23 protein-coding genes are annotated in these 22,621 nt (G+C 41.1%); 4 read left to right on the top strand and 19 right to left on the bottom strand.

Features of this window, described 5'->3' with window-relative positions:
• Positions 1 to 30: 30 nt before the first annotated feature.
• From K8L98_RS05845 to K8L98_RS05825, 5 genes are all read right to left on the bottom strand, one after another.
• Positions 31 to 1,047 (bottom strand): ABC transporter ATP-binding protein, encoded by a 1,017-nt coding sequence (locus K8L98_RS05845; RefSeq protein WP_223440375.1) that lies wholly within the window; start codon positions 1,045 to 1,047, stop codon positions 31 to 33.
• A complete protein-coding gene (locus K8L98_RS05840) occupies positions 1,047 to 2,030 on the bottom strand; it encodes an ABC transporter ATP-binding protein (protein WP_223440374.1) in 984 nt (327 codons plus the stop codon). The genes K8L98_RS05845 and K8L98_RS05840 overlap by 1 nt, the downstream gene beginning before the upstream one ends.
• Before the next feature lie 212 nt (positions 2,031 to 2,242).
• Positions 2,243 to 3,028 (bottom strand): DUF2268 domain-containing putative Zn-dependent protease, encoded by a 786-nt coding sequence (locus K8L98_RS05835; protein WP_223440373.1) that lies wholly within the window; start codon positions 3,026 to 3,028, stop codon positions 2,243 to 2,245.
• Positions 3,029 to 3,152: 124 nt separating this feature from the next.
• A complete protein-coding gene (gene fabF, locus K8L98_RS05830) occupies positions 3,153 to 4,394 on the bottom strand; it encodes a beta-ketoacyl-ACP synthase II (protein WP_223440372.1) in 1,242 nt (413 codons plus the stop codon).
• A gap of 37 nt (positions 4,395 to 4,431) precedes the next feature.
• The gene (locus K8L98_RS05825; RefSeq protein WP_223440370.1) at positions 4,432 to 5,364 is read right to left on the bottom strand and encodes a beta-ketoacyl-ACP synthase III; all 933 of its coding nucleotides are present in this window, start codon (positions 5,362 to 5,364) and stop codon (positions 4,432 to 4,434) included.
• Positions 5,365 to 5,530: 166 nt separating this feature from the next.
• Between K8L98_RS05825 and K8L98_RS05820 the strand changes: the two genes are divergently transcribed.
• Complete coding sequence (locus K8L98_RS05820; RefSeq protein WP_223440369.1) at positions 5,531 to 5,788, top strand: hypothetical protein; 258 nt, start codon at positions 5,531 to 5,533, stop codon at positions 5,786 to 5,788.
• 232 nt (positions 5,789 to 6,020) lie between these two features.
• Entirely contained in the window at positions 6,021 to 7,028 is a 1,008-nt protein-coding gene (gene rsgA / locus K8L98_RS05815; RefSeq protein WP_223440368.1) for a ribosome small subunit-dependent GTPase A, read from the top strand.
• Between the two features lie 73 nt (positions 7,029 to 7,101).
• Here the strand turns inward: rsgA and K8L98_RS05810 are convergent, their stop codons facing one another.
• The 4 genes from K8L98_RS05810 to K8L98_RS05795 form a co-directional block, all read right to left on the bottom strand.
• The gene (locus K8L98_RS05810; protein WP_223440367.1) at positions 7,102 to 7,287 is read right to left on the bottom strand and encodes a ComZ family protein; all 186 of its coding nucleotides are present in this window, start codon (positions 7,285 to 7,287) and stop codon (positions 7,102 to 7,104) included.
• Between the two features lie 15 nt (positions 7,288 to 7,302).
• Positions 7,303 to 8,253 carry a BMP family ABC transporter substrate-binding protein gene (locus K8L98_RS05805; RefSeq protein WP_223440366.1) on the bottom strand — a complete coding sequence of 317 codons (951 nt, stop codon included), beginning with the start codon at positions 8,251 to 8,253 and terminating at the stop codon, positions 7,303 to 7,305.
• 120 nt (positions 8,254 to 8,373) lie between these two features.
• Positions 8,374 to 9,225 carry an NAD-dependent epimerase/dehydratase family protein gene (locus tag K8L98_RS05800; RefSeq protein ID WP_223440365.1) on the bottom strand — a complete coding sequence of 284 codons (852 nt, stop codon included), beginning with the start codon at positions 9,223 to 9,225 and terminating at the stop codon, positions 8,374 to 8,376.
• A 92-nt stretch (positions 9,226 to 9,317) separates the two neighbouring features.
• Positions 9,318 to 10,049 (bottom strand): hypothetical protein, encoded by a 732-nt coding sequence (locus K8L98_RS05795; RefSeq protein WP_223440362.1) that lies wholly within the window; start codon positions 10,047 to 10,049, stop codon positions 9,318 to 9,320.
• A gap of 203 nt (positions 10,050 to 10,252) precedes the next feature.
• Here K8L98_RS05795 and K8L98_RS05790 point away from each other — a divergent pair, with 203 nt between their 5' ends.
• Positions 10,253 to 10,438, top strand: a complete 186-nt coding sequence (locus K8L98_RS05790) for a YjzD family protein (protein WP_223440360.1) — start codon at positions 10,253 to 10,255, stop codon at positions 10,436 to 10,438.
• A 69-nt stretch (positions 10,439 to 10,507) separates the two neighbouring features.
• On the opposite strand, the gene K8L98_RS05785 is transcribed toward K8L98_RS05790, so the two are convergent.
• From K8L98_RS05785 to K8L98_RS05740, 10 genes are all read right to left on the bottom strand, one after another.
• On the bottom strand, positions 10,508 to 10,687 hold the full coding sequence (locus tag K8L98_RS05785; protein ID WP_223440358.1) for a YjzC family protein: 180 nt from the start codon (positions 10,685 to 10,687) through the stop codon (positions 10,508 to 10,510).
• 205 nt (positions 10,688 to 10,892) lie between these two features.
• Positions 10,893 to 11,843: an ornithine carbamoyltransferase gene (gene argF, locus K8L98_RS05780; protein ID WP_223440356.1), complete on the bottom strand. Its 951-nt coding sequence runs from the start codon at positions 11,841 to 11,843 to the stop codon at positions 10,893 to 10,895.
• Positions 11,840 to 14,923 (bottom strand): carbamoyl-phosphate synthase (glutamine-hydrolyzing) large subunit, encoded by a 3,084-nt coding sequence (locus K8L98_RS05775; RefSeq protein ID WP_223440355.1) that lies wholly within the window; start codon positions 14,921 to 14,923, stop codon positions 11,840 to 11,842. The genes argF and K8L98_RS05775 overlap by 4 nt, the downstream gene beginning before the upstream one ends.
• A complete protein-coding gene (locus K8L98_RS05770) occupies positions 14,916 to 15,965 on the bottom strand; it encodes a carbamoyl phosphate synthase small subunit (protein ID WP_223440354.1) in 1,050 nt (349 codons plus the stop codon). The genes K8L98_RS05775 and K8L98_RS05770 overlap by 8 nt, the downstream gene beginning before the upstream one ends.
• 73 nt (positions 15,966 to 16,038) lie before the next feature.
• Entirely contained in the window at positions 16,039 to 17,199 is a 1,161-nt protein-coding gene (locus K8L98_RS05765; protein ID WP_223440352.1) for an acetylornithine transaminase, read from the bottom strand.
• Entirely contained in the window at positions 17,196 to 17,975 is a 780-nt protein-coding gene (gene argB, locus K8L98_RS05760) for an acetylglutamate kinase (protein WP_223440351.1), read from the bottom strand. The genes K8L98_RS05765 and argB overlap by 4 nt, the downstream gene beginning before the upstream one ends.
• Positions 17,976 to 17,985: 10 nt before the next feature.
• A complete protein-coding gene (argJ, locus tag K8L98_RS05755; RefSeq protein ID WP_223440350.1) occupies positions 17,986 to 19,212 on the bottom strand; it encodes a bifunctional ornithine acetyltransferase/N-acetylglutamate synthase in 1,227 nt (408 codons plus the stop codon).
• An 11-nt stretch (positions 19,213 to 19,223) separates the two neighbouring features.
• Positions 19,224 to 20,261 carry an N-acetyl-gamma-glutamyl-phosphate reductase gene (gene argC / locus K8L98_RS05750; protein ID WP_223440349.1) on the bottom strand — a complete coding sequence of 346 codons (1,038 nt, stop codon included), beginning with the start codon at positions 20,259 to 20,261 and terminating at the stop codon, positions 19,224 to 19,226.
• 272 nt (positions 20,262 to 20,533) lie between these two features.
• Positions 20,534 to 20,842, bottom strand: a complete 309-nt coding sequence (locus tag K8L98_RS05745) for a metal-sulfur cluster assembly factor (RefSeq protein ID WP_223440348.1) — start codon at positions 20,840 to 20,842, stop codon at positions 20,534 to 20,536.
• A 51-nt stretch (positions 20,843 to 20,893) separates the two neighbouring features.
• Positions 20,894 to 21,673, bottom strand: a complete 780-nt coding sequence (locus tag K8L98_RS05740) for an alpha/beta fold hydrolase (protein WP_223440347.1) — start codon at positions 21,671 to 21,673, stop codon at positions 20,894 to 20,896.
• Between the two features lie 116 nt (positions 21,674 to 21,789).
• Between K8L98_RS05740 and K8L98_RS05735 the strand changes: the two genes are divergently transcribed.
• Positions 21,790 to 22,602, top strand: a complete 813-nt coding sequence (locus tag K8L98_RS05735; RefSeq protein WP_223440346.1) for a Cof-type HAD-IIB family hydrolase — start codon at positions 21,790 to 21,792, stop codon at positions 22,600 to 22,602.
• Positions 22,603 to 22,621 lie beyond the last annotated feature (19 nt).

The raw sequence follows: 22,621 nt of genomic DNA, 5'->3' as shown, positions 1-22,621 counted from the left end.
CAAGAAGGTGATTATATGCTGATCCTGCCATCAGTATAGATGGCAGGCAACAAAATGATTTTTCTTTACTTCTTTAAATTGAGGCACCGCTTCGCGGCATACGCTTGTAGCAGCAGGACATCTTGTATGGAAAACACAGCCCTGCGGCGGATTGGCCGGGCTTGGAAGCTCTCCTTTTAAAACGATGCGCTCACGTCTGGCCTGACCTGCTTTTCTTGGAACTGGCACTGCGGACAAAAGGGCTTGAGTATAAGGATGCAGTGGATCTGAATAGAGACTGTGCTTGTCTGCAAGCTCCATCATTTTACCAAGGTACATAACGCCCACACGGTCACTGATATGGCGGACTACACTTAAATCATGCGAGATGAACATATATGTTAAGTTAAACTCATCCTGAAGATCTTCAAGCAGGTTAATAATTTGAGCCTGAATGGAAACATCAAGCGCTGAAACTGCTTCATCGGCAATAACCATTTGCGGATTCAGGGCGATGGCTCTTGCAATGCCGATTCTCTGCCGCTGGCCACCGGAAAATTCATGCGGATAGCGGTTAATGAAAGAGGCGTTTAAGCCTACTTTTTCAAGCAGCTCTTCTACTCTTTCTAAGCGCTCTCTTCCTTTATATAAACTATGTGTATCCATTGGTTCTTTAATGATGGAACCGAGTGTTTTTCTTGGATTCAATGATGCAAATGGATCCTGAAACACCATTTGAATATTTTTGCGGACAGTTTTGCGGAGTTCACTTTCGGGCAGATGTGAAATATCCTGGCCGTCAAAAATAATTTTGCCGCCTGTCGGTTCATACAGGCGGATAATGGTGCGGCCTGCTGTAGACTTTCCGCAGCCTGATTCTCCTACAATTCCAATGGTTTCACCTTTTTTTACCGTTAAATTAATGCCGTCAACAGCTTTTACATGTCCTGCTGTCTTCTGCAGAATCCCTGCTTTGATCGGAAAGTGCTTTTGAACATCTATCAGCTGGAGGATGGTTTCATCCGGTTTCAGAAGCTGTGATTTTTTTTCTGCGTCTACTACTTTCATTAAACAGCGGCCTCCTCATCATCGTATAAAAAGCAGCGGACAGAGCGATGAGCTGATTTTTCCGTTAACGCGGGAAGTGCACTGAAGCATTTGTCAAATGCTTTCGGGCATCTTGGAGCAAATCGGCATCCCGCCGGCAGATTATCAGGAGTCGGAACGTTTCCCGGAATCGAATTAAGCTTTTCTATATCTCCATCAATGGAAGGAATGGACTCCATTAATCCTTGTGTATACGGATGGAGCGGCTCATTGAACAAGTCATCAACAGAAGCTTCTTCTACCACCTGACCGCAATACATAACAACCACCCGCTCTGCAATTTCAGATACAACCCCCAGATCATGAGTGATTAATAGAATACTAGTATCAAATTTTTGACTGACGTCCTTCATTAAATCAAGAATTTGCGCCTGAATGGTTACATCCAGTGCTGTTGTTGGCTCGTCTGCTATAAGCAGCTTCGGATTGCAGCTCATGGCAATGGCGATCATCACACGCTGGCGCATACCGCCTGATAATCTGTGGGGATAATCATGGATGATTTCATCAGCACGAGAGAAGCCTACTAATCTAAGTAACTCAATTGCTTTTTTAACTGCTTGATTTTTTGGAAGTTTTTGATGATACATAAGCACTTCTGTAATCTGATCTCCGATTGTAAGCACCGGATTTAAAGATGTCATCGGCTCCTGAAAGATCATCGATATATCATTTCCGCGGACTTTGCACAAATCTTTTTCAGGTAACTTCACCAAGTCCTTGCCATTTAATAAGATCTCGCCATCAACAATTTTGCCTCCAGGGCTTGGAACAAGTCCCATAATCGATAAAGAAGTGATACTTTTACCTGAACCAGATTCTCCTACTAATGCAACCGTCTCGCCTTTATGTATCTTTAAGTCAACACCGTCCACAGCCGGGACAGCTTGTTTCTTTTTGTAGAAATATGTTTTTAGATTTTTAACTTCCAACAGTACTGACAATACCCTTCACCGCCCTATGATGTAAAAGATAAAACCGCTTAAAAACTTAATTTTACAAATCATCATAACTTTTTATATAAATAGAATAGTCAGAAAATATATATTTGTATAGTATTACAAAAGTTTTACAAAATCAAGCTAATTTTTAAAAAAATGTAATTTTATATTAATAATACGACCATTACTAGGAAAAAATACCAACAAAAAAACCCTTAATCGGGTTTAATCAATGACTTTTTCACTATTTCATCTGATGAAACGGCGAATAAATCTTTAATATTCGTTTTTGTCATCTCCATGTAACATTTAACCATATGATATCCTGCGGCATACCCCAGCATTTTTGGATAAAAGCCGGTTCCAAACATCAATTGAGAGAACTTGCGGGAATCTCTTTTTAAATCCTGATTAGGTTCAATGATTGATTGATAAAATTGAGAGATTTGCTCTTTTGAATAACGTTTTGTCCATGAACCGGCAAACTCTTCCCCCATTCTCTCCCGCACAGCATTCTCAGCGAGACCTTCAAGAATGACGGCATCAATCAGCGTATAGTCCTTTTCTTTTTTAGGGTCCTTAGCAAGTCTGCATACATGATGGTACTCATGCGTGAGGATGACCTGAATCTCTTTTTTGCTGTTATCGGATAAAAATAAAAAAAGCTTATCATGAAAAGCCAGGCCTGATTTTCCTCCAAATTCATTTCTCATCTTCCGGTTACCTGCATCTGCCGGCAAAATAAAAATCGGCACGTCTGGGCCGCCCCACTCTTTTTTCAAAAAAGCTTCATCTGATTTTACAAACTCCCAAACTTTGTTCTTCTTTAAATTTGAATAAAGGCTTTGACCAGTCTGCTCTCCTCTGAACATTCCAAATGCATGAAGATATTTGCTGATGTCCTCAGGATTATTCTCATGAAAGTACGGTTTCAGCCGCTCGCATATTTTCAAATGATCTGCGGATTGTTCGAGCCATTCGTTTGTTTTGACGACCGTCATGGAACCCCCACACTCCCTCCTGCCGTATTCTATGAAGGTGTATTTAAGGAAGTGAATGGATGAGCAGCCCCCATTACATGATTCCGTGAATAAAAAAAAAGCCAGCTATGCTGACTTTTCTGTTTTACTGCTCGTATTTTTTGAAAATAATCGTTGCGTTATGTCCGCCAAATCCAAGTGAATTGCTTAAAGCCACATTCACTTGTGCTTTTCTCGCTTCATTCGGCACATAATCCAGGTCGCACTCAGGATCTTTTTCGCTGTAATTTATCGTAGGAGGGATGATGCCCTCTTTAATTGCAAGAATAGAAAGAATCGCTTCAACTCCGCCGGCTGCTCCAAGCAAGTGGCCTGTCATTGATTTAGTTGATGAAACCGCAAGCTTATAAGCATGTTCTCCAAAAACCTCTTTAATGGCAAGCGTCTCAAACTTATCATTGTAGGATGTGCTTGTTCCATGAGCGTTCACATAATCAACGTCTTCAGGTGAAAGTCCGCCGTTTTCCATGGCCATTCTCATTGCACGTACTCCGCCTTCCCCGCCCGGAGCAGGAGCTGTAATGTGGTGGGCATCGCCTGTTGCGCCATAGCCGACAATTTCTGCATAAATTTCTGCTCCGCGGGCAATGGCGTGTTCAAGTTCTTCCAGGACTAAAATCCCCGCTCCTTCACCCATGACAAATCCATCGCGATTTGCATCGAATGGTCTGCTTGCTGTAGCAGGATCCGGATTTGTTGAAAGAGCTTTGCTTGCACAGAAGCCTGCAAATGCCATTCTGGTAATTGGCGCCTCCGTTCCTCCGGAAATCATGACATCAGCATCTCCCCGTTCAATAACTTTAAAAGCATCACCAATGGAGTTTGTACCAGTAGCACATGCTGTCACTGTACAGGAATTAAAGCCTTTTGCGCCTAGAGCAATTGAAACCTGTCCTGCTGCCATATCAGGAATCATCATTGGAACGAAAAATGGACTTACGCGTCTTGCGCCTTTAGTAAGAAGTGTTTCAAACTGATTTTCAAAGGTTTCCATTCCGCCGATTCCAGAACCGATCCAGACGCCAACGCGCGGAGCGATTTCTTCAGTAATTTCAAGATTGGCATCACGTACGGCCATGAAAGATGCAGCTACCGCATACTGAGTGAAGCGGTCCATTTTTCTGGCTTCCTTCTTATCCATAAATTTCTCAGCATCAAAATCTTTTATTTCCGCAGCTACCTTAGCCGGATAGTCATTTGAATCAATGCGGGTAAGCGGACCTACGCCTGACTTTCCATTTACCGCGCTCTCCCATGTTGATGCAACATCATTTCCAATCGGAGTAATTGCTCCCATACCCGTAATGACAACTCGCCTTTTACTCATATAAAAACACCATACCTTTCTCTAGCTGTAATATTTATTATTTGCCCCATCTCATAGCAATGGCACCCCATGTTAAACCTCCGCCAAAACCAACCATAACAAGGACGTCTCCGTCTTTAATCGTTCCTGCTTCCAGTTCTTCAACAAGAGAAATAGGAATAGATGCTGCAGAAGTATTCCCATACTTGTGAACCGTTTTTGACATTTTTTCCACCGGAAGCTCTAAACGTTCTCTGGCAGCTTCCATAATTCGGATGTTTGCCTGATGCGGAATCAAGTAATCAACATCTTCCTTTTTAAGTCCTGCCTTTTCAATAACATTTACGCTGGATTCACCCATTTGTCTGACCGCAAATTTAAACACCTCGCGTCCATTCATAATAAGCTTCTCATCCTGATAGAGATGCTTTCCGCCAGAACCGTCTGATCCAAGCTCAAATGCAAGGAAACCTTTGCCCGGTGTAACTTTACTGACGACTGCTGCTCCTGCGCCATCTCCAAAAAGAACAGCTGTATTCCGGTCATTCCAGTCTGTGATTTTTGAGAGTTTTTCTACTCCTACTACAAGAACATTTTGATAAGCACCTGTTTCAATAAATTGCTGGGCCGTAATTAATCCATACATAAAGCCCGCGCATGCTGCGCTCAAATCCATCGCAGCCACTTTTTTTGCTCCCAATTTTTCTTGAAGCATACACGCTACAGATGGGAAGGCCTGATCAGGTGTGACAGTAGCCACCAAGATCATATCTATATCTTCAGCTGTTATTCCCGCATTCTCAATTGCTTTTTTTGCGGCATAATAGGCCATATCAGAAGTATCTGTTTCATCATTTGCAAGTCTTCGCTCTTCAATACCAGTCCGTGTGCGTATCCATTCATCCGACGTATCCATTATTTTCTCCAAATCCGCATTTGTTACAACGCGTTCTGGATTATACCGTCCGATTCCAATTATCCCTGCACTCATATACGCAGCTCCTTTAATCTTGTATTTAGAATCAATTATTATTACCTGGTACTAATTTTATCCTATCTATTTTAAAATTTCAATCAAAAATCTGTGCACATGCCCCGTACAAGTTATTAAACAAAACATACAGTATGAATAAGGAAGAATAAGCGAGGTGTTTGTGTTGAGCGAAAAAAGACGATCTGAAGAGTCAGGAGATTTCTTTTCATCCTTTATGTTTGGAGAAAAAAGAGAGCGGAGCATAAAACAGGAGGAAGCTGAAGAAAGCCCCGCTCTAGATGAGCAGGAACCTCAGTCAGGGACTGATTTTTTTCAGATTTTTATGCAAATTGATGATATTATGGACTCTTTAAAAGAATTAAAGCCAGTGATAAAGGAATTTTCTCCTATTTTGGACTATTTCAAACAAAAATTAAAATAAACGTTTACAAACCCGAATTATTTTCATATTATGGAATTATTATCCAAGAGAGAGCGAGGGATGTTTTATGAAAATGTTAATTGTACTGATGCCGTTAATTTCATATACACAGCCCGCTGTTCATCTTCCGGAATGATGATCATTTTCTACCTGAATTGATTGATCAAGGAACTATGGGCTGTGTCTGCTCATGGTTTTTTTTCATATTCAAAAACAGTTCAGGAGGAACAATATGAATTTATTCAATGGCAAACAGCATTTGGGCTGGAACGATTATTTTGAGGAAATAAGTGTTTCTTATCAGCCGCTTATATTCGGGCGGATCTCATTAGAACACAAACACTTATATCGAGTAATGACTGCTCATGGTGAGGTTTTAGCGTCTTTATCCGGTAAGTTCCGGTTTGAAGTTTATTCGGAGGAGGATTATCCGGCAGTCGGGGATTGGGTAGCCCTATCAATGAGAGAAGAAATGAAGGCTACGATACATCACGTGCTGCCAAGATTCAGCAAGCTATCGAGAAAAGCTGCAGGAACAAGCGGGAGGGAGCAATTAATAGCCTCAAATATTAATAATCTCTTCATTGTTATGGCTTTGAATCATGATTTTAACCTAAGAAGACTTGAGCGTTACCTCGTCATGGCGTGGGAAAGCGGGGCAAACCCTGTTATCTTATTAACTAAATCAGATCTTTGCAGTAAACTTAACGAACTTGTCAGTTCTGCGGAAAGTATAGCGTTCGGAGTCCCGGTACATCCGGTAAGCGCGCTTGAAAGAAGCGGTATTGAACAGCTTTCAACTTATCTTACCGAAGGTTCCACCTCTGCTTTTGTTGGTTCGTCAGGTGCAGGTAAATCAACATTGATAAATGCCTTAATAGGAACAGAAAGGCAGCAGACCGGAGAAGTGAGGGCAGACGATAGCCGCGGCCGGCATACAACAACGTACCGCGAATTAATAGCCGTTCCAAAAAAAGGACTTCTGATCGACACACCTGGTATGAGAGAATTGCAGCTTTGGGATTCAGAATCACTTCAGCATAGCTTTGAAGACATTGAGTCACTTGCTTCAGCCTGTTACTTCAGAGACTGCGGCCATCAGAACGAACCTAAATGCGCCATTAACCAGGCAATAGAGGAAGGGAATTTAACTGCCTCCAGACTTCAAAGCTATCGCAAGCTGCAAAGAGAACTCGCCTATATAGAGAAAAAAGAGCGAAAAAAAGCAAATAAGAAATAATCTATGAAACCGGATAGCATATCCGGTTTTATTACATATTAAAACCGCAGCATGTTCTGCTGCGGTTCATTCATTATTTGCCTGCTTCATTTTTTCCTAATTCGTAAGCATCATTCATAACTTTTGTGAGCAGTTCCATCATCGGCTGAAGATGGTCAGCCGTAATTTCTATGCCTGCTTCATCAAGCTTTGCTTTGGCTTCCGGAAGATATTTCATGGCGATTTGCATAAATTCTAATGTTTTAGGTTCGTTGTTCATATGTATTCTCCTTTTTTAAAATTGATTAGGCAGCTTATCTGTCTGCCTGTATATTTCTATATGCTCTTGGATTTTATTTTGAAAGGACTTGTCCACATTTGGACTGTACTTGCCGAGTTCAATGACATCATCCTGAAAATCAAAATACAAATTTCCGCTTTCAAGCTCACCATTCAAATATTTTTCAGCAACAAGCTCATATAAAAGGTCTACATGCTGGATCGTACTTGTAAGGACAGTTGCTTCGCCAAGATCTGACTGGTCGGAAACAAAACCAATTGCATACAAACCTTTCTCTTTTATCCGCTCAATGACAGGTACATTATACCCATCGCCTGCAGGATATACAACATCTATGCCTTCTGCAAGCATTTCATCTGTATGATTAAGGGCGCTTTTTACATCATCCCAGCTTTGCACATACTGGATTTCAACCTGAACATCAGGATTCTGATAGTTCGCACCCTCATAAAAACCATCAATTTCAGGCTGCCATTCATAAGCTGCCAGTATACCGACTTTATTTGTCTTTGTCATTTCACCGGCAATCATCCCCCCGAAAAAACCCATAGCATTTGAGTCAAAATTAAGGCTTGTCATATTATCTCCCTTTGCCTCTCCATTGAAAAAGACAAAATGAATATCATCATATTCTTCATTCAATTCTGCAAAAAAAGTTTCATATTCACTGCCATGACCGAAAATGAGATTGACGCCTTTTCCCGAAAACTCTTTTACCGCTTCTCTAACTACTTCTTGGTTATTCATCCCTTCTTTATAAAAAACTTCAATACCGTAACGTGATTGTATTTTTAATAATCCTTTGTATCCCTTCGTGCCCCATACTTGATCGCTGATTGTATCCGGGACAAGCAAGCCCACTTTCTCAAGTTCATTCTGCCTTGGTTGTCCGCATCCTGTCAGAAAAAAAAGGCATATGGCAAAAAGAATACTTTTCTTCAGCATTACAAGCAACTCCTTTTGGCTTGTGCAAGTCATGATTACACCTATATTTTAGACTGTAATCAATTCATCGCACAAGGATATATTTCCCAATAACGATTAAAACTTGAATTTTATCTAAAATTATTGGTAAATATACAGGTTTTGCTTGACCCATTCTGTTTGTATCTGTATTCCTCTTTCTAATGAAACACTATTTTTAACTGGGTGGATGATATCCTTCGATAACTTATAAGAAGGGTTTCTCTCGGCCTTTTCAGAAAATAATTCAACTATTTCACTCCACTGGCCCTCTTTCATGGATGAGAGGTGAACAACTGGTTCCTTAAAAGGAGATGTGGCTGCAATATCCAATAGAGTTCTGACAGCATCATCGATGTAAAGAATATCTCTTTTTTCTTCGTTTGCATCAGCTGCTGATTTTTTTCCCGTTAACTCTGAAATGATGGACTGGTGAATAAAGCTTGACTGCGGCTGCCATGGTCCATAAAGTCCAGGAATCCTGACAATCTTAAATTGCTCCGATTCTCCAAAGAGCTCTCTGATTTCTGACTCCTGCTTCAGATGTGCCTTCCCATTTTCGGTTGAAGGAACGGGAACTGTGTCCTTTTCAATCTCCTTTTGCATCTCGCCGAATACTTCAGCAGATGATATGAGAATAAATGGGATTTTTTGTTTAATAGAAAGATCAGCACAATCCCTTAATAAATTCAAATCGAGTCTATTCTCCTGATCTGTTGGATCCTGAATGCAATAAAATATGACATCATTTTCTTTCGCTTCTGTGATTGAGGATATATTTTCAAACAAAGCGTTTCTGCCAATCAGCATCATTTTTTCTTCGGCTATTTTTTGTTCTTGATCATCTTGATACTTATTCATATATCCATCAACCCCGATGCCCTCTTCGAGCAGACGGCTGCATAGAGCAAAACCTACAAATTGTCCGAATCCTGCAATTAATGCTTTTCGCATAATTCCTTTCCTCCTTTTAGAAAGCGTTATAGTATCGTATGCAGCATTTCAGCACAAAAGAATCGTCCCCAGTATCATCAGGAACGATTCGTTTATAATTTTTTTTCATTCTCTTTGAAAAATTTCACTACGGAATGATTTAGCCTGTATTGGTTATCAGCCAGGTGAAAGGTCAAGTCGATCGGGGAGCCCTGCTTGCTTCTGAAGTCTTCATAAATTTTGCTGTGATCATGATAAGGGTATGTGATGCTGTTCATTCTCTGCCATATATGAACGGGGAGGTTTGAGCAGTCGAAGCTTGATTCAAAACTGCAGTCTTTAATCTTTTTTGAGTCTATCTCATATGCATTAGCTATTTCTTTCGTCAGTCTCTTATAAAAAAACATATTCTCTCTTTCTTTTTCAAGGTGGGCTTGCAGATTTAAACATGGATTAAACATTGCGACAGAACGAATTTTTTCGTTTGAAAGCTTCATAAATTCTTTTGCTATCAGAGCTCCCATTCCTTCACAAAGAATATGAACCCGCTCATTTAAAATTTCTTTTTTCATGACTATATGATAAATCTTCATTGTAAGATTCAGCGCTTTTGGACTGCCCCAATTCGCACCGTAAAGATTAGATGTGAAAACTGTATAGCCTGCGTCAAGCAAGATTGAAAGGAGCTGATTTCTGCCGTAATGCTGCAGCCAAAAGCTCGTTTCTCCATCCACAAAATGCGTTTTGTCGCCTAAGATAAAGACCGCGAATCCATTTGGTTTATAAGGGTAATGGATGACGTTCCATTCTGATTCCAGCTGAAAAAACCGCTTTGTAATTCCCATCTTTTGCCCACCACCTTTCATTCGTACTTTGAGCACTTTATATAAGATATGTTCGGTCATGTGAAAGCGAATGGATATATACCTAATTATTCAGCAATGAACGTTCAAGAAATAGTCAACATTAAGGGTAAATAAAGCTTTTATTCCACAATCTATGTATGATAATATGGACATAGAATTGTTTGAAGAATGAGGTGAACAGATTGCGCTATTTTTGGACATTTTTTTGGACGTTTTTATTAATGCAAATGATGGCTTACGTCGTTTCTTCAATGACAGGTGTTGCATATAACTTTGTTACTGCTTCTATTCTTGCTGTTGTTGCAACCGTTCTCATCCTGATCCTCGGGGAAGTTGTGCCGGACCGAACTGCAGATGGACATCATTAATACCTAATTTTCGACTCTGCACACAAAAAACCCTACTATAGATAGTAGGGTTTTTTTTTGGTTTCACTATTAAGGTTTTCTTTGATACGTCCAGTGCCGGTCATCATTTGACGTTTCAGGGAAACGATCTCCTGCCTGAAGCTTAATTTTTTGAGGATTTTTGACCATTGAACCTGTTTCTCCAACTTCTACGTAGATGCCATTATTAGGTGCTTTTTGACCTGATCTAAAGCGATGCTGCTGCCCCAAAATAAGATCCCTCCTTAAGGTTCCTTCTTTAACTAGTATGGCAAATCTCTTATGATTACATGTAATTTGAAATAGAAATTTAACCTGCAAGGCTGCTTTTAATGTTCTCGCATGACAAAACGGATGGATCAGACCGCTGATCCATCCGTTTTTTATTTGCAGGGTGCTATTTCAAAATTACATTTCAATGACAGCCTAGAAGTAACTACCCGATCAGCAGCTCTTTCAGGAGCGCTTTTTGAACATGCAGACGGTTTTCGGCCTGCTGAAAGACGGCAGATTGGCTTCCGTCAATAATTTCCGCTGTAACTTCTTCTCCCCGATGAGCCGGCAGACAGTGAAGAAAATGACTGTCTTTTTTGGCGAAGCTCATTAGCTCTTCGTTAATTTGATAGGCGTTAAAAGCCGAGAGGCGGATTTCATTTTCTTTTTCCTGCCCCATACTCGTCCATACATCTGAATACACGATATCTGCTTGATGAACAGCCTCTTGCGGATTCGTTACGGCTGTGATCACAGCACCTGTCTGTTTGCAGATCTCAGCTATTTTTCCCATCACTTGGTGATCTGGCCCATAACCTTCTGGATGAGCAATGACTGCATCCATTCCTACCTTCGCACATGCAATTAGTAAAGAGTGCGCAACATTATTTCCATCGCCAACGTAAGCTACCTTTGTTCCTTTAAACGATTTTTTCAGCTGCAGAATCGTCATTAAATCTGCAAGGGCCTGGCATGGATGGAAGGTATCTGTCAGTCCATTAATAACAGGAATCGAAGCATGCAGTGCAAGCTCCTCTACTTTTTCATGCTCAAACGTGCGGATCATAATGGCATCTACATAACCTGACAGGACTTTGGCTGTATCAGCTACGCTTTCTCCCCGGCCCAATTGAAGATCCTGACTGCTTAAAAAGAGCGCGCTGCCTCCAAGCTGCTGCATTCCCGCTTCAAACGAAACCCGAGTCCGAGTTGACGATTTTTCAAAAATCATTGCCAATATTTTTCCGGACAGAATGGATTGAATGGGAAATTTCTTCATTTGTATGCCTTCTTCAACAAGATGCAGAATTTCCTCAGTCGTATAATCAAGCAGGGTCAAACAATCTTTTCCCAATAGTGCAGATTTAGTTTGTGCCACTTTTACAGAACTCATATCATGTTCACTCCCGTTCTTGTTAATTCTCTGATTGAATAAACCTCGTAGTCAGGTGCCGCTTTCAAGTAAGCCTTAAAGGATGATGCATCTGAAAACACCTTTATTCCTTTTTCAGCAGCAAGCAGGCGTTTTTCTCTGGATTCTTCACTTTTCAGACTGACAAACACACCGTTCTCAGCAGTGTCAGCCCATTTTTCAAAGGATTCAGTTTCTGTTTTCAGTCCAGCGGCTTCTGCTTTTTGAAGCAGGGAATAATCGATTTCATCCATAAAAATACTGATGCTGCTTTTATCACGATCTTCATCAAATACTTTTCCGAGTGCTTCCTTCAATGTAGGTGCAAGGCACAAGCCTTCCCCTGTTGATCTCATTTCAGGACTTAGCTTAAGATCTACATTCTGAAGGGCATGACTGGAAAAAACGGGATATTTTACAGCCGTATATGGTCTTTCGTCTTCTATATAAACATGTGTCAGCTTTTCGCCATTCAGCATCCCAGCTGCTAGTTCAATCATAGGGACATTCATCACCTTGCTGACAATCGGTGCTGTCCGGCTTGCTCTTGGATTGACTTCCAGAACATACAGCTTTTCATTTTGAATCAGGAACTGAATATTCATGATTCCTTTAAAGCCAAGCTGCTTCACAATCTTCTTAGCCGCAAGATGCATTTCTTGCTTCAACTCGTCACTTATATTCTTGGAAGGGATAATCGCCATGCTGTCTCCTGAATGCACACCAGCTGGTTCAATATGCTCCATCACTGCTGGAATAAGGATGCTTTCCCCATCTGCAACGAGATCAATTTCTGCTTCCTGGCCTAAGACATAGCGGTCAATTAAGATGGGATAAGATTGATTGCCGGCTTTTTCAACCTGTTTCTTAAGCTGCTCTTTATTCTCAAGCACAATCATGCCTTTCCCCCCGATGACGTAAGAAGGTCTGATTAACACAGGATAGCCGATTATTTCTGCTTCCATGATAGCTTCATCTGCGTTATGGGCAGTTGTCCCCGGAAGATGAGCAATATCTAATTCGTCTAATAGGTGATAAAATTTCTCCCGTTCTTCAAGAATATCAAGTGTTTCTGAATCTGTTCCGAGAAGGACTGCTCCGCTTTCCTCAAGTCCAGCTGCAAGATTGATGGCGGTTTGCCCTCCAAATTGCACGATCGTTACGTCTATCTGTTCAGCTTCAATCACATTCAGTACGTGTTCGACTGTCAGCGGCTCAAAGTACAGACGGTCTCCAGTTTCAAAATCTGTGCTGACTGTTTCAGGATTATTGTTGATCATAATCGCTTCATAGCCAAGCTTCTGCAAGGCTTGTATTCCTTGCACAGCGCTGTAATCGAACTCAACTCCCTGTCCGATGCGGATAGGACCTGATCCAAGGACCAGTGCTTTTTTTCTTGGGTTTGCAGCTTTTTCAAGCTCGCATTCTCCGAAATAAGTCGAATAATAATAATTGGTTCTTGCTTCAAATTCCGCTGCACATGTATCAACCAGCTTAAATTTAGCTGTGATGCCGTATGATTTTCTCAGAGTTCTAACAGCTGATTCATCTTCATTTAAACAATGTGCGAGGTACTCATCTGAACAGCCTTTTTCCTTTGCATATGAAAGGAGGTCTTTTGTCAACTGATGCAATGTTTCTGATTTAAGCTGTTTTTCCAATGTGACAAGTGAGAGAAAGCTGTTTAGGAAATAATAATCAATTCCTGTTTCATTATGAATGAGGTTTAAGCTTTCTCCTCTTCTTAACAGCTCTATAATGGCAAAGAACCGCTGATCTGTTGCCTTTTTAATAATATTTAAAAGTTGAAGATCTGACAGCAGTGATATCTCTTCAAAGTATATTCCTATATTTCCGAGTTCAAGTGATGATACTGCTTTTTGAATAGCCGCTTCGAGATTTCTCTCAATCGCCATCACTTCACCGGTTGCTTTCATCTTGGTGCCAAGTGTGCGGTCAGCGTCTTTAAATTTATCAAAAGGCCATCTTGGAAATTTCACGACCACATAATCAAGAGCAGGCTCAAAGCTTGCAAATGTAGACTGTGTCAATGGGTTTTTAAGCTCGCTTAACGCATAGCCAACTGCAAGTTTTGCTGCAAGTTTTGCGATTGGGTAGCCAGTCGCCTTTGAGGCAAGAGCTGATGAACGGCTGACACGCGGATTCACCTCTATGACGTAATATTGCTTGCTTACCGGATCTAGAGCAAACTGTATGTTGCAGCCCCCAACTACATTTAAAGCAGAAATGATGGTTAATGAAGCACTCCGGAGCATTTGATATTCATGATCAGTCAAAGTTTGTGAAGGAGCTACAACAATTGAATCCCCAGTGTGAATCCCGACAGGATCGATATTTTCCATATTGCATACAGTTATACACGTATTGGCTGCATCCCTCATGACTTCGTATTCAACCTCTTTAAAGCCTGCGATGCTTTTTTCAACTAGGCATTGATGAATCGGACTTGCACTTAACCCGCTTTTCATCAATTCAATCAATTCCTTCTCGTTATCCGCAATTCCGCCTCCCTTACCGCCAAGTGTGTAAGCTGGGCGGACGATGATCGGGTAGCCGATTTCCTTTGCAAAGGCCAACGCTTCTTGTGCACCTGTTACAATTTCGCTCGCAGGTACAGGCTGTTTCAGATCATACATCAGTTTTCTGAATTTTTCTCTGTCTTCTCCCATTTGGATCGACTGGACGGATGTACCGAGAACTTGCACGTTATGTTTTTGCAGGACACCGGCTTCATGAAGCTTTACAGCCAAATTGAGTCCCGTTTGACCTCCAAGAGTTGCAAGCAGGCCATCCGGTTTTTCTTTTTCAATAATTTTCGTGAGGCTCTTTACCGTTAATGGTTCAAAGTAGACCTCATCTGCATATTGATGATCCGTCATAATTGTTGCCGGATTGTTGTTCACAAGAACGACCTTGTAGCCTTCTTCTTTCAAGGCAATACAGCCCTGGGTCCCCGAATAATCAAACTCTGCAGCCTGGCCAATGATAATTGGGCCAGAGCCGATTACTAAGATGCTATTTATATCATGACGTTTAGGCATATACCATTTCTCTCCTTGTGTTTAGAACCATTTCCAGAAATTCATCAAAGATATATTCACTTTCGGCAGGTCCGGGATGTGCTTCTGGATGAAATTGAACAGATAGAATCGGAAGTGTCTGATGAAACATGCCCTCAACCGACTGATCATTCACATTCACAAACCTGACTCCGAACTCTTTATGATGACCCGACGTCACCACATAGCTGTGATTTTGGGATGTCATAAAGACTTTTCCTTTTTTCCGGTCCATGACAGGGTGATTTGCTCCTCTATGACCAAACGGCAGCTTCATCGTGTCTCCTCCATAAGCTAGAGCAATGAGCTGATGCCCAAGACAAATGCCGAGAGTTGGATAGCTGCCGGCAATCTTGTTTATTTCAGGCAAATAGTTTTCAAGTTCTTTCGGATCTCCAGGACCATTTGAAAGAACCACTGCATCAGGCTGAATACGTTCAAGTTCCTTCAGCTCTGTATAAGGAATAATTGTTACTTTGCAGTTTCTCTTCAGAAAAGATTGCAGGATTGATTTTTTGAATCCGAAATCAAGTAATGCAATGTGGATGGATCCTTCTCCAAGAGTAGTGATCCCCTGTTCGATTTCAGGCAATTTCTTCTTTATCGGCTGACTCTGTATTAGGTTTGAATAATCCGCCGAGAGCTGTGCTTTCATCGTCCCGTTTTTGCGGATCTGCTTGACGATGGATCTAGTATCAACATGACTGATAAATGGAATATTCCATTTGCTTAAGTATTCTTTAACACTATAAGCGGCCTCATAATGAGAGAAATGTTCACAGCATTCATAAAAAACGGCACCTTTTACTTGCGGTCTCTCACTTTCAAAATCAACTGCATTAATGCCGTAATTGCCGATCAAAGGATAAGTAAATACGATGATTTGATTTTGATAGGAAGGGTCTGTCAGCACCTCTTGATAGCCTGTCATGCCTGTATAAAATACGATCTCGCCCTCACTGTCGCCACCGTTCAGATTTCCTTTGTAGCTTGTGCCATCCTCAAGAAGCAGGTAACCGCTCATTTTCATTCACCTCGTAATGAATTTTTATTAATATATAAGTATAATTATACAATTTATCACAAAAAAATTTATGTTACTGACTTACTGTCAGTGCTGTGTGCTTGATCGTTTTTTCAATGATAGCAATCGCTTCATCTATCTCATCAGCCGTTACAGTAAGCGGAGGAAGAAGACGGATTACATCAGGACCTGCAGGGAGTGTTAATAAACCATTGCTTCTCAGTTCAGAAATAATTGGGGCTGATTCTTGATTTAATTGAATACCGATCATAAAGCCTTTACCTCTAATCTCAGTTACAGCAGGAGCATGAAGCAATGAATCTTTAAGCAAATCGGCCATTTTCTCTGATTTTTTCACAACTTCATGCAAGAATTGGGGCTGAAAAATCTTTGTGAGCGTGGCTTTTGCTGCAGCCATAGCAAGTGGATTTCCCCCAAACGTCGTCCCATGTGAGCCTGGCTGAAAGGATGCAATCAATTCTTTTTTTCCGATCATGGCTCCAACAGGAAATCCGCTGCCGAGTCCTTTGGCTGCTGTAATAATATCAGGCTCAATTTGAAAATGCTGATAAGCAAACGGTAGTCCCGTCCGTCCAATGCCAGTCTGCACTTCGTCAATAATCAGGAGGGCGGAAAGACGTTCACATGTCTTTTTTACTTCTTCTATAAAAGAGGCTTCTGCCGGTACGACTCCTCCCTCTCCCTGAATAACCTCAAGCATAATAGCAGCATAACCATCTCCTTCTAATTGCTGAAGAGACTCTGTATCGTTATAAGGCAAATATTCAAACTGCGGCAATAATGGTCCGAAGCCATCATGAATTTTGGACTGGCCTGTTGCAGACATCGTAGCAAATGTTCTTCCATGAAACGATTGCTTAAAGGTAACAATCTTCGTTTTGCCCGTGTGCTTTCTCGCAAGCTTTATCGCAGCTTCATTTGCTTCAGCGCCGCTGTTGCAAAAAAATACTGCATCACCGCAGCTGTTTGCTGTGAGAATTTCCGCAACTTCCTCTTGCAATGAATGCTGAAAAAGATTGGAAACGTGCCAGACTTTATCAAGCTGATCTTGAACAGCCTGCTTCACATCTTTATCTCCATGGCCTAAATTACAAACAGCAATTCCAGAGATAAAATCAAGATAGGTTTTGCCATTTTGATCGGTGGCGACTGAACCGTTTGCTTCCTTTATCTCCAAATCCCATCGCGCATATGTAGGAAATACATGACTCATTTTAATGCAGCCTCCTTGTTTATGGTAATTTTTGTTCCCAAGATGGATTGTTCTGCAACAAACATTGATTGACCGCTGACAATCATCACTTCTTTTAAAGACTGAGACAATGACTTCATCGCTGCCTGGACTTTAGGAATCATCCCGCCGTTAATAATGCCTGCACCAATCATTTCTTCGATTTCATCTGGCGTTGTATGATTAATTACTTGTTTTTCCTTCAAAATGCCTGGCACATCTGTAACAAACAGCAGTTTTTGGGCACCAAGTGCACTTGCTATAGCTGCAGCTGCTGTATCAGCGTTAACATTAAGAGTTTGATGATCTTCTGTTCTCGCTATCGGGGCGATGACAGGTACGTAGTCGCCGTCAATCAGAGTTTTAATCAGGTGAGTATGGACGTTAGAAATTTTTCCGACGTACCCAAGTTCTGTTTCATTCAAAAACTCGGCAGTCAGCATTCCGCCATCAGAGCCCGCAATTCCTGCTGACATGAGATTATTTTGTTCCAAAGCTCTTACAATCTGCTTATTGATTTGGCCTGCAAGCACCATTTCAGCGATATTCAGGACCTGCTTTGTTGTTTTTCTCTGCCCATTAATGAATTGAGTCTGAACGTTCATGCTTTTGAGAACGCTGTTGATTGCAGGTCCGCCGCCATGGACAATGACGACTTTATAGCCTTGTTTTTTCAGCTCGTGCAGGCTTCCGAAAAAAGCCTCAGACAGTTCATCAACAATACTTCCTCCGCACTTCAACACGACAACTTTGCTCATGATTCTCTCCTTACGTTCTGTAGCTTGCGTTAATTTTGACATAATCATATGTCAGGTCACAGCCCCAGGCTTTTCCCTCTCCGTTTCCGATTCGGAGGTCAATATGAATATTCACTGTGTTTTTGTCCAGCACTTCTTTTGCCTTATCTTCTGAAAAATTCTGAGGCTGGCCATTATGATACAGACATTGATCACCTAAAAAGATGCCGATTTTATCAGGATTCACTTCTGCGCTGCTGTGGCCGATTGCACCGATAATTCTTCCCCAGTTTGCATCAGATCCATAAACGGCTGTTTTAACAAGACTTGAACCTACCACTTTTTTTGCTGTAATTCTGGCCTCCGCATCATTTGCTGCTCCCTCAACTGTCACTTCAATCAGCTTCGTAGCGCCTTCACCGTCTCTTGCTATGCTCTTTGCAAGATCCTCGCATACAAGTTTAAGGCCTTGTTTGAAGGTAACCCAATCATCATGCTGCGGTGTCAGAGGTTCATTATTCGCCAAACCGTTTGCCATGACTAAAACCATATCGTTCGTTGAAGTTTCGCCATCGACCGTAATTTGATTGAAAGATACATCTGTTAATTCACTGAGGGCCTGCTGCAGAACACTGCTTTCTATGGAGGCATCAGTTGTAACAAATGCAAGCATTGTCGCCATGTTGGGATGGATCATCCCTGAGCCTTTTGCACAGCCGCCGATTGTGACTTTTCTTCCGTCAATCGTCATCTCATAGCATGTTTTCTTCGTCACTGTATCGGTCGTTAAAATCGCCTCTTGAAAAGCCGGTGACCCGTCTTTTGAAGGAGAAATATCATCCACACCATTCCGAATGCAGTCCATTTTCAAGTATTCTCCGATAACTCCTGTTGAAGCAACAGCCACATGCTCTTCTTTTAATGCAAAAGAATTCGCGCACAAAGCTCTCATCTCATATGCATCTTTTAATCCCTGCTCTCCTGTACATGCATTGGCAATCGCACTGTTCACTATAAGTGCCTGCAGTTTGTGATCCATTTCAATGCTTTCTTGTGTTATTTTCAGCGGAGCTGCCTGAAAATGACTTTGCGTGTAAACTGCAGCACAGCTTGCCGGAACTTCGCTTATCAAAACGCCTAAATCTTTTTTTGCATATCGCAACCCGGTATGTACGCCATCTGCCGTAAATCCAGCAGGCGATGTAACCGATCCTTCATCTATTTTCCGGAGCCCGATTGACTCTTTAACTTTCAGCATAATACAACCTCCTATGGATATAGCGGTGTGAGCTCAAGTCCCATTGTTTCTTGATATCCATTCATAATATTAAAGTTTTGCACTGCCTGGCCTGCAGCGCCCTTCATTAAGTTATCAATCACTGAAACGATCGTGATTCTTTCTGTCCGCTCATCATAAGAAAGACCGATGTCACAAAAATTTGAACCGTATACCTCTTTAGTTGATGGAAATTCCCCAAGCGGCCTCACTCTTACAAAATAGGAATCTCTGTAAAAAGCTTGATAGCATGCAAGTAATTCCTCTGAACTCATTTTTCCTTTTGTATTCGCGTAGATGGTTGCCATTATACCCCTTGTCATTGGAACTAAATGCGTTTGAAAGGTAATAGCTGAAATGTTTTCATTCATGCACTGAAGCGCTTGTTCAATTTCAGGAATATGCTGATGTTCATTCACTTTGTAGACTTTCAAGTTTTCATTTACTTCTGAATAATGAACACCTGCGCCTGCTTTTCGGCCTGCACCGGAAACACCTGTTTTCGCATCTATAATAATGGAAGTTTCCTTGATCAGCTCACTAGATACAGCCGGCGCAAGGCCGAGGATGGAAGCTGTCGGAAAGCAGCCTGGATTTGACAGAATGGATGCGTTCATAATGGATGGTTTATTCAGCTCAGAAAGACCATATACCGCTTCATCAACAATCCTCTGGTCTGCAGCCTTTCGTTTATACCATTTCTCGTATAAAGCAGAATCTTTTAATCTCAAATCTCCTGATAAATCAATTACCTTTACCTCATCCAGGTTGATTTGAGGCAAAATCTCAGCAGCAGCTCCAGGCGGAGAAGCCATAAAAAGGGTATCAACCTCTTTTTCAATCCTTTTACTGTCTATACTGACCAGTAATTCATCACTGATGCCGGTTAAATGCGGATAAGATTCCCTGTATGGCTTTCCTTCTTCAGAAGATGTATAAAGAATACATTTATTCACTTTTGGATGTTTTGTGAGAAGCCGGTATAACTCATTGCCTCCGTAGCCCGTTGCGCCTATAATACCTACATTCAAATGTATCACCCTTTAATTTATATCGTTCTGCTGTTTGAATTAGTACCCATTATAATACTGCATAAAAATAAAATCAATTGTATATTTAAATATTTTTAAGTTTTATAGATTGATTGCGAAAAGGAAAAGAACAAATTCCGAAATATGCCGATTCAGAAGATTTTGGCAATTTGGAATAAATCCAGTCTGGACGAGTCTAAATAGCTTCAGATGATTCCCGATTTCAAAAAAAAAAAATCCCAGCCCTATAAATATAGAACTGGAATTTACTCTCACTGCACGCCTAATGCTATTTTTGCGATTCGGCTCATTCTGTCTTTTGTCCAAGGCGGATTCCAGACGATGTTTACTTCTGTTTCTTTAATTTCAGGAATATCACGCAAGGCTGTTTTTACTTGATCAATGATTGTCCCGGCAAGCGGACAGCCCATTGAAGTTAAGGTCATCGTGACAAGCGCTGTGCCGTTCTCGTCAAGCTCTACATCATAAACAAGTCCAAGATTCACAATGTCAACACCAAGCTCCGGGTCAACGACAAGTTCAAGCGCTCCATATATATTTTCTTTTAATGCTTCTTCCATAGCAATCACTCCTCATAGCAAAGTATATCGAAACCATGCAGCAATCTGAAATTATCTGCTTTCAAGTAAAAAATCGGCAAACCAGTCGACAGTTGCAATAAGTCCTTCTCTTGAAACTTTATGATCTGCATTAGTATCTGCGATAAATTTCAGATATTCAGGCTTTTCCTCATAGGACGATTTGATTTCCTGGAAAAACGTGTAGGTCGGATCAAAAGGAACGACCTGATCCTTCTTACCGTGCCAGAATAATAATGGACGTGCTGCGAGCTTTTCAGTATGTATACTTAAATCATAAGCCTGCAGACTTAAGAAGTGCTGCTCAAGCTCTTCATCAGTGAGCGGAACTTTAATGCCCATTTTTTGTATATATTGTATTTGCTGCCGGGAAAACTGTTCATAATAAGGACTTCCCATTAAGCTTGCAGCTGCTTTGATCCATTTGTATTGCGTCAATGCTCCAAGGGTCACAATCCCGCCCATGGAAGTTCCTGCAACACCGATTTGACCGGGATCAATCAGTTTTTCATTTTCAAAATAGTCCTTAATTATCTGCAATTCATTAATTTCATTTATTACAATGCTCCAAAATTGCATATTTAACTCTAGTCCTGCAAGATTTTCACTTCTTTCTCCGTGATGCAGGGCATCCGGCAGTACAACACGAATTCCTTTTTCAGCAAGCAGGTAGGCATAGTGCAGGTTATGTTCCTTCGCGCTTGTAAAACCGTGGACAAAAATGACAAACGGCGTTTTTTCATTTTTGGCAGAATCCTTTACCACATGAAGTAATGGAATACCTGCTGCATTCATTTTTTCAACAGCGATCATGTTTTATGCCTCCCTCTTTTTCTTTATCTTAAGTGTAACATGTAGACAATAATCTTGGAAAAAAGATACACTGTTAGTAGGACTGGTTTTTTAATTCAAAGAATAAAGGAGCTTCTATGACAACAAAACCTTATTTAATCGCCCTTGATTTAGATGGTACTTTATTAAAAGATGATAAAACGATTTCTGCTTATTCAAAAGAAATCATTAAAAAAGCAAAAGAAGCAGGACATATTGTCTGCATTTCAACAGGACGGCCGTATCGTGCCAGTTCAATGTATTACGAGGAGCTTGGACTCGATACGCCAATCGTCAACTTTAACGGAGCATTCGTCCATCATCCAAAAGATGATAAGTGGGGAGCGTTTCACACAACTCTTTCCTTAGATGTTGTAAAGCAAATCGTTGAAGTGTGCGAAAAGCACAACGTCAATAATATACTTGCTGAAGTAATGGATCATGTGTATTTCCATTATCACGACGAAAAACTTCTGGATATTTTCACAATGAATACTTCAGACATCACAGTTGGAGACCTGCGTAAAAATCTTGGAGATGATGTAACAAGTATTCTAATCCATGCTTCTGAGGAAGAAGTGGACAATATCCGCAACTACTTATCAGATGTTCATGCTGAGCTTGTCGATCACAGACGCTGGGCTGCCCCGTGGCACGTTATTGAGATCATCAAGCACGGAATGAATAAAGCCGTGGGATTAAAAAAAATTGCTGATTCGTACAACATTCCCGCAGAAAGAATCATTGCATTCGGCGATGAAGACAATGATCTTGAAATGCTGAAATATGCTGGTCAGGGTGTTGCAATGGGTAATGCCATTCCTGAACTCAAGAAGGTTGCGAACAGAGAAACGAAAACAAATGAAGAGGATGGCATTGCCATTTACTTAAAGGACACCTTGTCGCTATAAGGGCGTCCTTTTTTAGTGA

This window comes from Metabacillus dongyingensis, from assembly GCF_019933155.2.
Taxonomy (GTDB): domain Bacteria; phylum Bacillota; class Bacilli; order Bacillales; family Bacillaceae; genus Bacillus_P; species Bacillus_P dongyingensis.
This window is presented reverse-complemented; position numbering and strand designations above follow the sequence as displayed.

Bases quoted from the DNA above. Each gene is read 5' to 3' on its own strand.
- K8L98_RS05845 (WP_223440375.1), bottom strand. From the start codon at position 1,047: ATGAAAGTAGTAGACGCAGAAAAAAAATCACAGCTTCTGAAACCGGAT.
- K8L98_RS05835 (WP_223440373.1), bottom strand. From the start codon at position 3,028: ATGACGGTCGTCAAAACAAACGAATGGCTCGAACAATCCGCAGATCAT.
- fabF (WP_223440372.1), bottom strand. From the start codon at position 4,394: ATGAGTAAAAGGCGAGTTGTCATTACGGGTATGGGAGCAATTACTCCG.
- K8L98_RS05825 (WP_223440370.1), bottom strand. From the start codon at position 5,364: ATGAGTGCAGGGATAATTGGAATCGGACGGTATAATCCAGAACGCGTT.
- rsgA (WP_223440368.1), top strand. From the start codon at position 6,021: ATGAATTTATTCAATGGCAAACAGCATTTGGGCTGGAACGATTATTTT.
- K8L98_RS05810 (WP_223440367.1), bottom strand. From the start codon at position 7,287: ATGAACAACGAACCTAAAACATTAGAATTTATGCAAATCGCCATGAAA.
- K8L98_RS05805 (WP_223440366.1), bottom strand. From the start codon at position 8,253: ATGCTGAAGAAAAGTATTCTTTTTGCCATATGCCTTTTTTTTCTGACA.
- K8L98_RS05800 (WP_223440365.1), bottom strand. From the start codon at position 9,225: ATGCGAAAAGCATTAATTGCAGGATTCGGACAATTTGTAGGTTTTGCT.
- K8L98_RS05795 (WP_223440362.1), bottom strand. From the start codon at position 10,049: ATGGGAATTACAAAGCGGTTTTTTCAGCTGGAATCAGAATGGAACGTC.
- argF (WP_223440356.1), bottom strand. From the start codon at position 11,843: ATGAGTTCTGTAAAAGTGGCACAAACTAAATCTGCACTATTGGGAAAA.
- K8L98_RS05775 (WP_223440355.1), bottom strand. From the start codon at position 14,923: ATGCCTAAACGTCATGATATAAATAGCATCTTAGTAATCGGCTCTGGC.
- K8L98_RS05770 (WP_223440354.1), bottom strand. From the start codon at position 15,965: ATGAGCGGTTACCTGCTTCTTGAGGATGGCACAAGCTACAAAGGAAAT.
- K8L98_RS05765 (WP_223440352.1), bottom strand. From the start codon at position 17,199: ATGAGTCATGTATTTCCTACATATGCGCGATGGGATTTGGAGATAAAG.
- argB (WP_223440351.1), bottom strand. From the start codon at position 17,975: ATGAGCAAAGTTGTCGTGTTGAAGTGCGGAGGAAGTATTGTTGATGAA.
- argJ (WP_223440350.1), bottom strand. From the start codon at position 19,212: ATGCTGAAAGTTAAAGAGTCAATCGGGCTCCGGAAAATAGATGAAGGA.
- K8L98_RS05745 (WP_223440348.1), bottom strand. From the start codon at position 20,842: ATGGAAGAAGCATTAAAAGAAAATATATATGGAGCGCTTGAACTTGTC.
- K8L98_RS05740 (WP_223440347.1), bottom strand. From the start codon at position 21,673: ATGATCGCTGTTGAAAAAATGAATGCAGCAGGTATTCCATTACTTCAT.
- K8L98_RS05735 (WP_223440346.1), top strand. From the start codon at position 21,790: ATGACAACAAAACCTTATTTAATCGCCCTTGATTTAGATGGTACTTTA.